A 14295-nucleotide genomic window follows, 5' to 3' on the forward strand; every position below is an offset into this window, starting at 1 on the left:
CTCATGAAAGATACATCATTTGGTAGAATGAGAACTCTTGATCTCAATGCGGATCTTTATAAATTAGAACATCTTATCTTTGAAAGAGAAGGGAGATTTCATTCTCATTTAGAAGATGAGTATGTCTATGTCTTAAGTGGACAGGGTGTCATTGAAACGCCCAAAGAAAATATGGAATTATTGAGTGGGATGATACAAAAAATTCCCGCCAAAACGGCGCATAGAATGATTCCTGAAAGTGGAAAATCGCTTGAATGTCTTATTTGGTATCGAAATCCGGTTTAAAAGATAAGTTGAAGTTCACGATATCTTGATATGCTCATCTGCATTTCTTTTTTAAAGAAGCGTCGAAAGCTAACATCATCGATAAAGCCTAATTGAAAGGAGATCTCTTTAATAGGGATCTTCTTTCCAATTAACTTCTTTGTTTCATAGAGACGGTAAGTTTTAAGAATCTCTCTAAATGAACAATCATATTTCTCTTTTAAGTAGCGTTGAAAACTTCTCTTAGACATTTTGTAATGATGTGAACATTCTTCGAGAGTGAATTGCTCTGGGTTTGCTCTAGAGAAATAGTCGTATAAAACGGGTCTTTTTTCATTCTCTTGGTATGTTGGTTGATATTCTCTAATCCCTGGTCCTTGCAGAAAGTGGTTAAATGATCTTGCTACCTTGATTCCGTGAACCTTTTTGATAATAAAGCAGATGACATCGAGATAACTAAGAAGTCCTCCAGCGGTAACGAGTTTACCTTGTTCAATCAGTACGTGGTTAAGGGCCGGTTTAATATTTGGATATTTTTCTAGCAAATCATTTTGAAATATTCTGTGAGTCGTCGCTTTTTTTCCATCTAAAAGACCTAAGGATGCAAGCTTTAAAACGCCACCGCAACAAGCAATAACGTACTTTTTATCCGAAATGGCCCTGTGAATGAGATTCGCTTCTTTTTTCGTAGGAAGGTGAATATCAAAACTTGGAGGTAGAATGAGAAAGTCGACATTCTCTTTAGGAGATAATGGAGATTTTGATTGATTTGTAACTAGAAAGTCACTTTTATGAATTAATTTCTTCGCAATCATAAAGTGGTCGTAAAAACTATAGGTAATACTTTTAAGAGTATTTGAGTCATCTAAAATATGAATTCTTGTTGGCGTATATTGCATAGATTGTGTTTTATGTGACAGTGCCCAATAGGTCAAGAAGAGATTAAATTGAGGGAAAAGGATTATAATATGAAAGAATTAGTTGCTCCCTCAAAGTGTTTTCTCGTTAAGAACTTAATCAAACATGAATTTAAAGAATCTCTTTTTAAGCTTTCAAAAATGATTCATCTAAATAAAGTAGATTATCTAAATGAAGATATTTGGGAAATTCCAAAAAGCTCAAGAGTCGAGAAAATTCTTAACTTGGCCAATGAACTCTATGAACCAGCTCTTTTAAATCATGGACTTCGAAGTTATTCGTTTGGAAAGATGATGATGAAAGCAAATAATGAAAGAGTAGATGATGAAGTATTCTTTGTCGGTTCACTTTTGCATGATCTTGGACTTATGAGAGATTGCACACATACAACATTTGAAGTCGCTGGAGCAAAGGAGGCCTGCTCTCATTGTAAGGATGATTTTGAAGCACGTGAGCTTGATCTGATTCATGAGATGATTATGTACCATGATGCTATAGGGGTTGCTGAATCAAAGAGTTTAGAGCTTAAGTATCTTCACTATGGTGCGGGAATAGATGTTGCAGATCTTTGGACCCATCGACTTCATGAGGAAAATTATAATGAAGTTTTTGAGCGCTATCCTGGAAAAAATCATATCTCAGTCATGATTGAACTTATGAAAAAGCGTATGAAAGACAATCCAAAGATGTATCTTTCAACGCTTATTAATTTAGGGTTCTATGAAAAAATGAAATCTCATCGTCACGCTTAAGAGCTACATGAAAGCTGTGAGCAGCCAGCCGTTTTAAAGGCCCACTTGGGAGCTTTCTTAGGAAAGCTTTTAAGGTGCTTGTCACTATAAGGGTCTTTAAGGGCCTCTAGAAGTTGATCGAATGTCTCTCTCTTTCCTTGATTCAGTTCGCTAATGGCCTCGTGAAGAAGATAATTTCTTAATATAAAAGATGGATTGGATTTTTTCATTAACTTAAGAGAGCTATCACTAAAATCTTTAAGAGAAAGATATTCTTTTAAGTAGGCCTTAATTAAAAGCTCATCATCAGATGAGATGTCTTTATAAGAAAATTCTTTGATTTCTTCACGTGTGAGTTTATCGATGCTCGATTGATTATGAATCGTTTCAAGTAATTTAAAAAATGAAGTGTAATCGAATTCAAATTTTTCTAACACCTGAAGCGTTCTTTGAATGAACTCTGTTGATTTGTCACATTCTGTCAGTGAAAGTTTTTTGTGCATCATGAGTTCATATTTTCTATAAAAGATCTCTTGATATGATTGAAGAAGGGTCTTAATTTTGTCGTTATTCTTGTCTAATTTAAAAAGAGATTCAGCTAGCATCGCCAAATTCCAATAGACAACAGAAGGCTGTCTTCCATAGGCATAGCGACGTCCAGGAAGATCTGTGGTATTGGGAGTAAAATTAAGATCAAATTTATCGAGCATAGAATAAGGGCCGTAATCGATTGTTAAACCGAGAATGGACATATTATCTGTATTCATTACTCCATGAGTGAATCCGACTCTCATCCAATGAATAACCATATCGATACTTCGATGAAAGACCTCTGAATAGAATTTAAAATGGGAGTCTTGATCCGAAGGGTCTATTTCTGGATAGTAATTTTCAATTGTATAAGTGACAAGAGAGCGAAGATTGTCGATCTCTCCTCGGGCAGCGAGTAACTCGAAATTTCCAAAGCGAAGAAAGCTCTCGGCCATTCGGCAGACTACTGCACCTTGCTCGTAATCAGGATTTCCATCATAGAACATATCGCGAAGAACATCTTCACCTGTTAGGGTTAGACTTAATGCTCTTGTCGTTGGAACTCCTAAGTAGTGCATCGCCTCACTCATCAAAAACTCTCTTACAGATGAGCGTAGGACGGCCTTTCCATCGGCCCTTCTAGAATAAGGAGTTCTTCCTGCGCCTTTTAATTGTAATTCCCATCGTTGATTCACTCCCTCAACTTCACCAAGAATAATGGCCCTTCCATCTCCCAGTTGTCCGGCCCAGTGACCAAATTGATGCCCCCCATAGCAAAGAGAATAGTAGGGGATATTTTCATCGGGACTACCGGTTAAGATATCAATTGATCTTTGATCGAGTGAATCGATTTTAAGTTCAGACAACAACTCGCTAGAATATCCAATCAGTTTTGCATTGCTCGGCTGCTCAGGCTGAATTCGAGCATAGAGCGCATTGTGTGTTTGTCTTGGCATAAAATTAATATCATCTTCACCTTGGAAATTCTCAGTGAATGGTGCCTTGAAGCTGAGGTCTGTTAATGTTTTTTTCATAGGTTACACTTTCTTTTTAACTAAATTTTTTTCACTATAGCACATTAATCTCAATTCGTATGTTATTCCAAAATAGTATTATAAATGCGAGTTAATAACGAATTTATTATGAAAAACCTGAACCTCAATTACCTAAAAACATTTGTCGACTTGGCCAAGACATTGAACTTCTCAAAGACAGCACAAAACTTGAGTGTCGCTCAACCAGCTGTTTCAAGGCAGATTAAGGAATTGGAAGCTCAGCTTGGGAAGAGTCTCTTTATTCGTGACAATAAGAAAGTTCATCTCTCTTCAACAGGACTTATGCTTAAGCAGTCATTGACACCTTTACTTGAATCACTTGGTGAGAGTATTTCAATGGCCCTGGATAAAGAGGGAACAGTAAAAGGTCATATTAATTTCGCCTGTCCGCAAGAACTAGGTGAGCTTTTGGTAATTCCTATTATTAATCAATTTAGTAATCTCTATCCCGAAGTAACTTTCAATATTCTGTTTACAAAGGCAAATGAAATTCCAGAGGCCCTCTTAAGAGGTGAAATTGATTTTGGCATTTGTCTGAATCCTCTGGATCATGAAAATTTAAAATTCTATAAAGTCATTGACCAGGAATCGTATTTATTGACCAATAAGGAGAGTGAGAAAACGGGAGCCCTTAGAAAGCTTCGATATATTGGTTATCGAAAGAACGATCCTTTGATTGAAACATATATTCGAAAATTCTCTCCAAGAAGCTCTCTTTCTAAGATAGAAATGCCGATGACTATGAATTCTCACAAGGCCATCGTTGAATATATTGCAAGAACAAAAGATTACTATGCCGTTCTTCCTTATTATTCCGCTCCTGTCATTGAGGCCCTTAAAAGGAAAGATATTCGAGTGGCCAGTGAAAAGAAGCTAAAAGGAAGCCTCTATTTTGTGATGGTCGATCACGAATATACATCAGCAAAGAATCAATTATTTAAAGACTTCTTTATTAAAGAGATAAAGAATTAAAGATTTCTTTCAATTGTCTTTCTTATCTCGCGACTCATTGGTCCCATCATCGAAGGGTATCTCTTGATGAGCTTTCCATTTTTATCAAATAAGAACTTTGTAAAATTCCATTCAATTTCGTTCTTCGTCGATTCTTTAACAAGATACTTATAGAGTGCGTGTTTTTTATCTCCAGTCACAATTGTCTTCGTCGTGATTGGAAAAGTAGCTCCATATTTTAGTCGACAAAACTTGGCAACGTCACTGTCATTTTCCGGCGTTTGTGAAGCAAAGTCATTTGAAGGAATTCCTACAACTTCAAATCCTTTCTCTTTGTACTTCTTATAGAGCGCTTCGATATCATCGAGTTGTCCAGTTAGGCCACACCTTGTTGCAATGTTCACAATAAGAAGAGTTTTTCCTTTGAACTTAGAAAAGGGAAGTGATGTTCCATCTGTTTGTTTCATTTCAAAGTTATAGAGTTCTTGAGCAACGCTGTAACTTGAGAAGCAAAAGAGCGATATAAATACAGCTAATGATAACGTTTTCATAAGTATCTCCAGAGTTTTGAGACCCTATATTACTCTAAAGAAGTCGCATTGCCATCTAAAATATAATTGTTCGAATATTGACATAATTTATACTGCACATGGACTTACTAAGTAGTGGCAAATGGGAAAAATATGACTGATTTTTGATAGTTTTTTCAACGTGGTCTCGCGGTTTAGTATGGGTCATAATAGAGGGATGAAGTTTTTATTTATTCTCTCTTTGTTATGTCTTGTTGATCAGTCTTTCGCTCTTGATAAGGTTAAGCTTTACTTAAAGTGGAAGCATCAATTTCAATTCGCAGGCTACTATGTCGCCTTGGAGAAGGGGTATTTTCGTGAAGAAGGACTCGATGTTGAATTGATTGAAAGATCTAGAGACGTTGTACCAAAGGAGGTAATACATCAGCAAGCTGCTTCCTATGCGATTACTGACTCAAGTATCGTCTTAGATTATTTACAGGGGGCTCCTGTAACGATCGTAGCAAGTGTTTTCCAACATTCGCCTATTGTTTTAGCAACTAGAAAAGAAGATCAAATTACTTCACCGGCCCTTTTAAAGGGAAAAAAAGTGATGTTTCAAAAAGATGTCGATGATGCGGCCATTTTGACGATGTTTCAAACAGTCGATGTTTCTTTTGAAGATATCATTCATGTTCCTCATTCTTTTAAAAATGATGACTTAATTAATAAAAATGTCGATGCGATCAGTATTTATTTAACAAATCAGCCTTATTACTACGCCAAAAAGGGAATTGAAATTAATATATTGAAGCCCGACAATTATGGCGTTGATATGTACGGGGATATGATTATTACCACAACTAAAGAGGCGATTGAAAACCCTGATCGTGTTGAGGCCTTTCGGCGAGCGAGTCTTAGAGGTTGGAGTTATGCTCTTAATAACATCGAAGAAGTCGCTAATCTCATTCATTTAAAATATTCCAAAAGCAGTGAAGAACAAATTATTTTTGAAGGAAAAGAGACGAAGAAAATGATTTTGCCTGATTACATTAAGCTTGGTTCTACCAGTGAAATGAGGTTAGAGAAAATTGCTAATATCTATTCAAAAAGGCGAGAAATTGAAAGGGTTAGGGATCTTAAAGACATCCTTTTTGATAATATAAAAGACCGTTCCTTCTTATCAAATAAGACGATTCAATTAGTTCTCGCAGGATCATCATTATTTCTCTTTGTTACAATGACATTAGTCTTCTTAAATAGGCATCTTCGCAAGCTCGTTGATGATAAAACGAGAGAACTTGAAAAATTACATGCTCAAAAAGAGCAGTTCTTTTCTAATATGACTCACGAACTTCGAACTCCTCTCAATGGTGTTATTGGAGGAGTAGGGCTTCTAGAAGATACCTCTCTCGATAGTAATCAAAGGGAGATCATTGATGTTATTAAATACTCGAATAAAGTTCTTCTCGATATCGTAAATCAGATTTTAGATTTATCTAAAATGGGAAGTCGAAAGTTTAAGCTAGTAGAGGAGCCCATTAATATATCCCAAGTATTAAAAAATGTATCAAGAGTGTATGACTTAATGGCGAAGGATAAGGGCATTGAATTTCATTTTGAAAAATCTCTAGAAGAAAACATAATTGTAAAACTCGATGAAATACGCTTCGTTCAAATTCTCAATAACCTTTTATCGAATGCAATTAAATTCACTGAGAAGGGTTTTGTTAAATTAATTATAAATTCAGAAAAAAGAGGCGATTCTCTCTTATTAAATGTTGAAGTTATTGACTCTGGTATTGGATTGAATGAAGATCAAAAGAGTCATGTCTTTACTCCCTATAATCAAGCAGAAGGAATGGATTTTAAAAAATATGGTGGTACAGGACTTGGATTATCTATTACTAAAGAACTTGTTGAAATGATGAACGGATTCATAGAAGTGGAAGATAATGATCTTGGTGGATGTTCTTTTAAATTTAATGTCGAATTTAAAGTCTGTGATAATGAAGAGGAAATGAAATTAGAGCAAATCCTTCTTACAAAAGAAGAGATTCAAAAGCTCGAGCTAAAGGCCCTTGTTGTCGATGATAATACAATTAATCAGAAGGTTTTAAGTCGATACTTAGATCGTCTCCAAGTTCAAGTTGATTATGCAAGTAATGGTCAAGAGGCCATTGATAAAATTCTAGCGAATGACTATGATCTCGTCTTTATGGATTATAAGATGCCTGTCATGGATGGTATTAAAGCAACTAAAGTGATTCGAGAATTTGACCAAGAAATTAAAGCTAAAACTTATATTGTAGGCTGTTCTGCTAACATTCTTGATCACGACCGAGAGTATTTAAATTATCAAATGAATGATGCTATTGGTAAGCCAATCACTTCTGACAAGCTCCAGCAAGTCTTTACTAAATTTCATCAAGAAAAATTAGCTTAACTTTTCTCTTAGCCAAAGATTTACTTCTAAAAGAGCAACACTTGAGCCAAGAGCACCAAGTAACCACATTAGGCTCATTGTTAGATAGAGCTCAGCTCCAAAGAGGTAAAAACAACTAAGGGCCAATGAACTAATGGCAAGAGTTAAAAGGTATTTAGATTTTCTTAGGGACAATAATTCATTCGAATTCAATATTAGTCCTGCAAATAAACTTCCTGTTCCAAGAAAAATCGTTCCACATACCAACATACAAATTTTCATTCCATATGTATGGTGAATATAGTGATAGAACTCATGATTGTGAGTGAAACTCAGATTGAATTGAGGACAGAAAATTAGTGTTAACGTACCGATAAAACCATGAACGAGAAGAAGTTTAGTAAAGAGAAGAGACTGGTTAACGTTCAAATCACCATGAATTCGACTGATAATTGAACCACTGAGGGCCTCAGGCACTTTCGCGCTCGATTGGTTGAAGTCGTTATATTCTTTATTGAGTGTCTTTTTATTAGTCATATTCATCTCTACAAGTTGTTTCTACTTTATCATACGAACAGTAAAGCTCTTTTGTGACATAAAAAAGAAAAATAATTTTAAGTTATTGAATACATTGCCTTATTTTCTCAGGAGAAAATAATTGTCACAAATTTCATATCCTTTTCGTAGTAGTTAATGAAAACAACTGAAGGAATATGAAATGCGTTTATTTTATTTAGTGTTCTTAATTTCTCATGCTTCTAGCGCTTATGATTTTCAAGAGGTTATTAAGAAAGTAGGAGACCACTCGAGCGTTAAAGAATTACAAGCTCGTTCTAATGAATTGAAAGAACAGGCAAGTTCCGCAAATTCCTGGGGTGATCCCATGCTAAAACTTGCGGCTAAAAATTTTCCAAAAGATTCACTAAAAAAAAATGAAACACCCATGACTGGAATAGAAGTTGGGATTAGTCAAAAAATCTCTCTCGTTCCAAAATATCATTATAGGGCCCAAGGTATTGAAGAACTTTCTCAATCGAAGGTATATGAGTCAAGTGATCTCAAAAGAAATTTAATCAAATCACTTTGGTCAATTCTAATTGATAAAAAAAGAATTGAAAGTGAGCTTAGTATCTTCAAGGAGAATGCTAATTGGCTCAATAAGATGATCGCTGTTTCAAAGAAACTTTATAGCAATGGTAATCTTTCACAGCAGGCGTTGTTAGAACTTCAAATTAGACTTTCAGAATTAGACTCATCAATCAATAATAAGGCCATCGAGTTATCTCAATTGTCATCAAATTATCGTTACTTTTCTAATTTAGAGATGAGTAAGCTCAATGAAAAAACTATTCCATGGCAGATTTTAAAAAAGAATTCTGCTGGAAATGAAGATTTTAAAGAAAAATCAATACAACAAATACTAAAGGCGAGTGATCATAAAATTACTGCCGCGAAGTTAGATTTTATTCCTGATATGACAGTTTCTTTCGGATACACAAAAAGGGCAAATATTGATGATCGAGGAGACTTTGTCAGTGCTTCCATCAGCTTTCCTATGCCATTTTCATCGAAGAAGTATTCTAATCTCAATGCTGTAACGGAATCTAAAATTGCAGTTAGTAAGGCCTATCTAAATTATAAAAACTATAAAGAAGATCGACTTCGAAACTTTAATTTGGAAATTTCCAAACTTAAAAGTGAGTTAGATGTATTAAATAAGCGAACAGTCAAATTAGCGACAAGTTCTAAAGAAATTACAGCTAAATCATATCAGCTTGGAAGATCTACTTATTCTGAACTTCTGCAGTCAGAGCTTAATCTACAAAAAATTCTTCTAAGAAAGGCAAATTTGGAGGCCTTACTTTTAAAAAATTACTTAAGTTTAAAATATCAAAGAGGGGATACTCTACATGAGTAAGTTCGCAAAAATTATATTGATTAGTTTCATGGTTTCTCTTGTTTCTTGTTTAAAAGATAGCGTCGTAGAGTCAGAGCCTGCTGGTCACGAACATTCAAAAACAGAAGTTTATTATACGTGTTCAATGCACCCACAGGTTAGAGAGAATGAGCCTGGCAAGTGTCCTATCTGTCATATGAACCTCACCAAAGTAGAAGTGGAAAAAGGGACAGAACCAAAACAAGTAAAAGAAGAAGTTCAAAAAGAGCTATACCAATGTAAAGATTTTCCTGATGTAACGAGTGAAGTCGCTGGAGTATGCCCAATTGATGGAACACCTATGATTCCTATGATCAGATCAAAAGCTGCTAAAGTCGTTGCTAAATTAAAACTTAGAAAGGCGCAACTTCATCACTTTAAGCCAGAGGTCTTTCCTGTGACTTCAATGAAAATGAGTAAGAATATTCGTTTACTTGGTTCTGTTCTTCAATCTGAGGAAAAAGAAAGCAGTATTCCTGCAAGGATTAATGGTCGTGTTGAGAAAGTCTACGTGAAGTCGACAGGTAGTTTTATTAAAGCAGGTGACCTTGTTCTTGAGCTTTACAGCCCTAAGCTCATCGCTGCAGGAGAAGAGTATCTTCTTGCTCGTAAGAGTTATCTAAAAAATAAGTCAAACGAATTTAAAGACCTTATGAATCAATCGGAAGAAAGATTGAAATTATGGGGGATTCAGAAAGCGCAAATTGAAAGCTGGTATAAAAATAGCGAAGTACCAAGACAAATTAAAATTTATTCTGATTCCACTGGTATCGTCCAAAAGAGAAGTGCCATCGTTGGAAAATATTTTAAAGAAGGTCAAAACTTCTTCGAGTTATCTGATCTATCAGATGTATGGGTTGAACTAGATGTTTACGAACAAGACTCAGGTGTTTTAAAGCTTGGACAAAGAGTCGAAATGGAGTTTAATGCTATTCCTGGAGATATTCAAAAGGGTGAGATTGATTTTATTAGCCCAGTTCTTGACCAAACAACTAGAACATTAAAAGTTAGAACAACAATTAAAAACTCGCTTGGTAGATTAAAGCCTGGAATGATTGCAAGTGCCACTTTGAAGCTTGATTTTGAAGGAATGCCACTCGTTGTTCCAAGAAGTGCTGTCATAGATACAGGAAAAAGAAAAGTTGTATGGGTTCAAAGTGATGAGAGAAGTTATCAGGCCAAAACTATTTTAACTGGTGTTGAGTCCGAAGGTTATGTTGAAGTAAAAGAGGGTTTAATAGAGAATGAGAAAGTTGTTGTAGAAGGAAGTTTTCTTCTCGATGCTCAGGCTCAGCTCTTTGGCGGATATGAAGACTTTAATCAATCTGGAGAGTCTAAATGATTCAAAAGCTCATTGAATATACAATTAAAAATAGAGTCTTCGTCGTCATTGTTTTTGTCTTTATAGCTCTTTTTTCTGTCTATAGCTTAAAGACTGCAAGAATCGATGCTATTCCTGATATTGGAGAAAATCAGCAAATCGTTTTTACTAAGTGGGATGGTCGATCACCTAAGGATGTTGAAGAGCAAGTTACTTATCCTTTAAGCATTCTTATGCAGGGAATTCCAGGTGTAAAAAATATTAGAGGAATCTCTGCTTTTGGTTTCTCTACAATTTATGTGATTTTTAAAGATGATGTTGATTTCTATTGGAGTCGATCGCGAGTCTTAGAAAAACTGACAAGTGCTAAAGAAGAACTCCCTACAGGCGTTAATCCTAAGATGGGACCAGATGCAACGGGTCTTGGTCAAATTTATTGGTATACTCTAGAGAATAAAAAAGATAACCCTAGGCCTAAGTCTCTCTCTGATCTTAGGACCATTCAAGATTTTTATGTGCGCTATTTACTTCAAGGAGTAGAAGGAGTCAGTGAAGTTGCCAGTATTGGTGGCTTTGTTAAAGAGTTCCAAATTGACGTGGATCCACAAAAACTCTTTGCCTATGATACTCACTTTAGTGCGCTTATTAAGGCCATTAAGGAAAGCAATATCGATGTTGGTGCTGAAGTAATTGAAGATGGTGACAGAGAGTTTATTGTCAGAGGGAAAGGTTTCTTTAGGTCTCTATCTGATATTGAAAATGTCGTTATCAACATTAAGAAGGGTATCCCTATTCGTGTTAAGGATGTCGCGAGTGTTGGAACTGGACCTGGCTTTAGACGAGGGGCCCTTGATAAAAATGGCGTAGAATCAGTGGGTGGTGTTGTGACGATGCGCTTTGGCGAAAACCCCAAAGAAGTCATCGAGAAGGTAAAAAAACGATTGGAAATTGTGAAGCAGGGGCTTCCCTCCGGAGTCGATCTTGTTCCATTTTATGACCGCACAGAGGTGATTGAAAGAACGATTGGTACTGTTTATCGTGCATTAACTGAAGAGATTATCATTACTGTTTTTGTTATTCTCTTCTTCTTATTTCACTTTAAGTCATCTGTGTTGGTTTCTTTGACGCTTCCCTTTGGTGTTGGAATTAGTTTCATTCTAATGAAATTACTAGATATCGATTCTAATGTTATGAGTTTATCAGGGATGGTTATTGCGATTGGATCGATGGTTGATATGGGGATTATCATGACTGAGAATATTTATTCTCATCTCTCAGAAAATCCACACTCTTCAAAAGAAGAAAAAGTTCAAATAGTAAAAAACGCTGCTAAAGAGGTCGGTCCTGCAATTGTGACCGCAGTTGCAACAACTATTATTACTTTTCTTCCTGTCTTTGGTCTTGAAGGTAGTGAAGGTAAGCTATTTGGTCCTCTAGCATGGGCAAAAACACTCGCCATGCTTGGTGCTGTTATTGTTGCGATTTTTCTTGTCCCTTCGCTTTCCATTTATTTTTTAAAAGGGGATTTGAAGCCTGTAGAAAAAAATAAAGTTAGCCGAACGATTATTAATTTCTACGAACCTGCTTTGAATTGGGTATTATCAAATAGAAAAAAGTTTCTTGTGCTACCACTCATTTTACTCCTTTTTGGTGGTTTCTCTTATTCAAAGCTTGGAAAGGAATTCATGCCTTCTCTAAATGAAGGAGAAATTCTCTACATGCCGGTGACAACGCCTGATGTCTCTATGACTAAAGCGAGAGAACTACTTGCATACACAGATAAAAAGCTTAAAGAACACCCTCTTGTTGAAAATGCCGTTGGAAAATTAGGGCGAGCTGATACTGCAATTGATCCAGCTCCTGTTGCTATGTTTGAAACCGTTGTGAAATTAGTGGATGAATCGAAGTGGCCTGCGGGAATGACGATTTATAACATCATGGAAGAACTCGACCAGCATCTTCAAGTTCCTGGTTTAGTAAACGCATGGCTTTTCCCGATTGAAAATAGAATTGCGATGATTTCAACAGGTATTAAAACACAAATTGGAATTAAAGTTTTTGGAGAAGGTCTTAAGACTCTCGAAGATATTGCAGCAAAAGTTGCTAAGGAAGTTGAGTCGATTGATGGTGCCTACGGTGTCTTTGCCGAAAAAATCACAGGTAAACCTTATATTGAATTTGATATTGATAGAGTAGCAGCAAGTCGATACGGAATTAATACTGGAACTGTTAACCAGGTTCTTCAAACTGCTATTGGTGGAATGCCTATTGGTCAGTACTTTGATGGAAGAAAGAGATTTCCAATTAGGGTGAGATATAAAAAGGAATTGAGAGATCGTATTGATGAACTGAAGAAAGTTCTTGTACCGAGCCCACTTGGACAACATATCCCAATCAGCCAGCTCGCTAAAATTGAAGTTGTCACTGGACCAGCTGTTATTCAATCCGAAAATGGTCTTCTACGCTCTCTAGTCTTATTAAACGTTAGGGGACGTGATCTCGTAGGCTTTGTTGAAGAGGCAAAGGTAAAAGTAGAGTCAAATGTTGAGTTACCTCATGGTTATTCTCTTCATTGGGCGGGCCAGTATGAGAATCAGGTACGATCTAATAAACGACTTTTAATGCTTATTCCACTGGCCTTAATGATCAATCTTGTCATCATTTACTTAGGTCTCAAGAACTTTAGAAATGCAGCGATTGTCTTTAGTGCTATTCCTGTTGCTCTTTCTGGTGGTTTGATCCTTTTATGGGTTGGCGGATTTAATACTTCTGTTGCCGTTTGGGTTGGCTTCATTGCTCTTTTTGGTATTGCTGTTGATGATGGTGTCGTCATGATGACTTATTTGCAAGAAGAAATGAAAAAGCACAAACCTGATAGTTGGCAAAAGCTTAAAGATTGTATTCTTCAGGCCGGCAAAAGAAGAATTCGTCCTCTTGTTATGACGACAACGACAACGATCATAGCACTTTTACCGGTTATGTGGTCTACGACAACGGGGAGCGAAGTCATGAAGCCTATGGCCATTCCTGCTCTTGGAGGGATGCTCGTAGAATTAATTACTCTTTTTATTGTACCTGTTACATTCTCATATTTTGAACAAAAACGTATTCAAGGAGAACAAAATGTTTAAAACAATGATGTTAAGTTTAGTTGTAATGATTACAAGTTTTGGATCATTAGCAAAAGAAAGAATTTCTCTTTCTAAGAAAGAAATGAAAGAAATTGTTGAGGTTTTGAAGTTGAATGAAACGCTTCATGCTTCATTTTTTAAGTATGATGGAAAAGAGGTCGAAGCGGCAGCTACAAAAGTAAAAATGGCGATTGATAAAATTAGCAATAAAGATGTGGCCAAACTTCTTACTTTTTCAAAAACTAAGTTAAGTGAAATGAAGAGCACTTCTAAAAGAGAAGCTAATAATGAAGCTTATAATCTTGTTTCTATGGCCTTGATTCATGTGGTGAACTCTTATGATGTTGGAAAAGAGTACAACGCTTATTCTTGCCCAATGGTTAAGAAGAAGTGGGTACAAAACTCCTCTAAGATGGCAAAAGTACATAATCCCTATGCTCCTAGAATGCCGCATTGTGGATCACAAGATTCAAAATACTAAAGAGAAGGGTCCATATAGGGCCCTTTTTTATTGCATTTAGCT

At 36.0% G+C, this 14295-nt stretch carries 12 protein-coding genes; 8 read left to right on the forward strand and 4 right to left on the reverse strand.

Annotated features, from left to right (window positions below):
• The first annotated feature begins 3 nt into the window (after positions 1–3).
• The gene (locus HBN50_RS01445) at positions 4–285 is read left to right on the forward strand and encodes a cupin domain-containing protein (RefSeq protein WP_273867327.1); all 282 of its coding nucleotides are present in this window, start codon (positions 4–6) and stop codon (positions 283–285) included.
• Here HBN50_RS01445 and HBN50_RS01450 read toward each other — a convergent pair.
• Positions 282–1163, reverse strand: a complete 882-nt coding sequence (locus HBN50_RS01450; RefSeq protein WP_273867329.1) for a helix-turn-helix domain-containing protein — start codon at positions 1161–1163, stop codon at positions 282–284. The genes HBN50_RS01445 and HBN50_RS01450 overlap by 4 nt on opposite strands.
• Positions 1164–1232: 69 nt before the next feature.
• Between HBN50_RS01450 and HBN50_RS01455 the strand changes: the two genes are divergently transcribed.
• Entirely contained in the window at positions 1233–1934 is a 702-nt protein-coding gene (locus HBN50_RS01455; RefSeq protein ID WP_273867331.1) for a hypothetical protein, read from the forward strand.
• Here HBN50_RS01455 and HBN50_RS01460 read toward each other — a convergent pair.
• A complete protein-coding gene (locus tag HBN50_RS01460) occupies positions 1931–3478 on the reverse strand; it encodes a protein adenylyltransferase SelO (protein WP_273867333.1) in 1548 nt (515 codons plus the stop codon). The two genes, HBN50_RS01455 and HBN50_RS01460, sit on opposite strands and share 4 nt — an antisense overlap.
• 108 nt (positions 3479–3586) lie before the next feature.
• Here HBN50_RS01460 and HBN50_RS01465 point away from each other — a divergent pair, with 108 nt between their 5' ends.
• Positions 3587–4471, forward strand: a complete 885-nt coding sequence (locus tag HBN50_RS01465; RefSeq protein WP_273867334.1) for a LysR family transcriptional regulator — start codon at positions 3587–3589, stop codon at positions 4469–4471.
• Here the strand turns inward: HBN50_RS01465 and HBN50_RS01470 are convergent.
• On the reverse strand, positions 4468–5001 hold the full coding sequence (locus HBN50_RS01470) for a glutathione peroxidase (RefSeq protein ID WP_273867337.1): 534 nt from the start codon (positions 4999–5001) through the stop codon (positions 4468–4470). The two genes, HBN50_RS01465 and HBN50_RS01470, sit on opposite strands and share 4 nt — an antisense overlap.
• Before the next feature lie 196 nt (positions 5002–5197).
• Between HBN50_RS01470 and HBN50_RS01475 the strand changes: the two genes are divergently transcribed.
• A complete protein-coding gene (locus HBN50_RS01475) occupies positions 5198–7405 on the forward strand; it encodes an ABC transporter substrate-binding protein (protein WP_273867340.1) in 2208 nt (735 codons plus the stop codon).
• Here HBN50_RS01475 and HBN50_RS01480 read toward each other — a convergent pair.
• Positions 7397–7921: a hypothetical protein gene (locus HBN50_RS01480; protein WP_273867341.1), complete on the reverse strand. Its 525-nt coding sequence runs from the start codon at positions 7919–7921 to the stop codon at positions 7397–7399. The genes HBN50_RS01475 and HBN50_RS01480 overlap by 9 nt on opposite strands.
• A 181-nt stretch (positions 7922–8102) precedes the next feature.
• On the opposite strand from HBN50_RS01480, the gene HBN50_RS01485 reads away from it, so the two are divergent.
• The 4 genes from HBN50_RS01485 to HBN50_RS01500 are packed head-to-tail and all read left to right on the forward strand — an operon-like array spanning position 8103 to position 14253.
• The gene (locus HBN50_RS01485; protein ID WP_273867342.1) at positions 8103–9302 is read left to right on the forward strand and encodes a TolC family protein; all 1200 of its coding nucleotides are present in this window, start codon (positions 8103–8105) and stop codon (positions 9300–9302) included.
• Entirely contained in the window at positions 9295–10662 is a 1368-nt protein-coding gene (locus HBN50_RS01490) for an efflux RND transporter periplasmic adaptor subunit (RefSeq protein WP_273867343.1), read from the forward strand. Before HBN50_RS01485 ends, HBN50_RS01490 begins: the two co-directional genes overlap by 8 nt.
• A complete protein-coding gene (locus HBN50_RS01495; RefSeq protein WP_273867344.1) occupies positions 10659–13772 on the forward strand; it encodes an efflux RND transporter permease subunit in 3114 nt (1037 codons plus the stop codon). The genes HBN50_RS01490 and HBN50_RS01495 overlap by 4 nt, the downstream gene beginning before the upstream one ends.
• Positions 13765–14253, forward strand: coding sequence for a hypothetical protein (locus HBN50_RS01500; protein WP_273867345.1), 489 nt, complete (start codon positions 13765–13767; stop codon positions 14251–14253). Before HBN50_RS01495 ends, HBN50_RS01500 begins: the two co-directional genes overlap by 8 nt.
• Positions 14254–14295 lie beyond the last annotated feature (42 nt).

The sequence above is a fragment of the Halobacteriovorax sp. GB3 genome, assembly GCF_028649655.1.
Lineage (GTDB): Bacteria > Bdellovibrionota > Bacteriovoracia > Bacteriovoracales > Bacteriovoracaceae > BSW11-IV.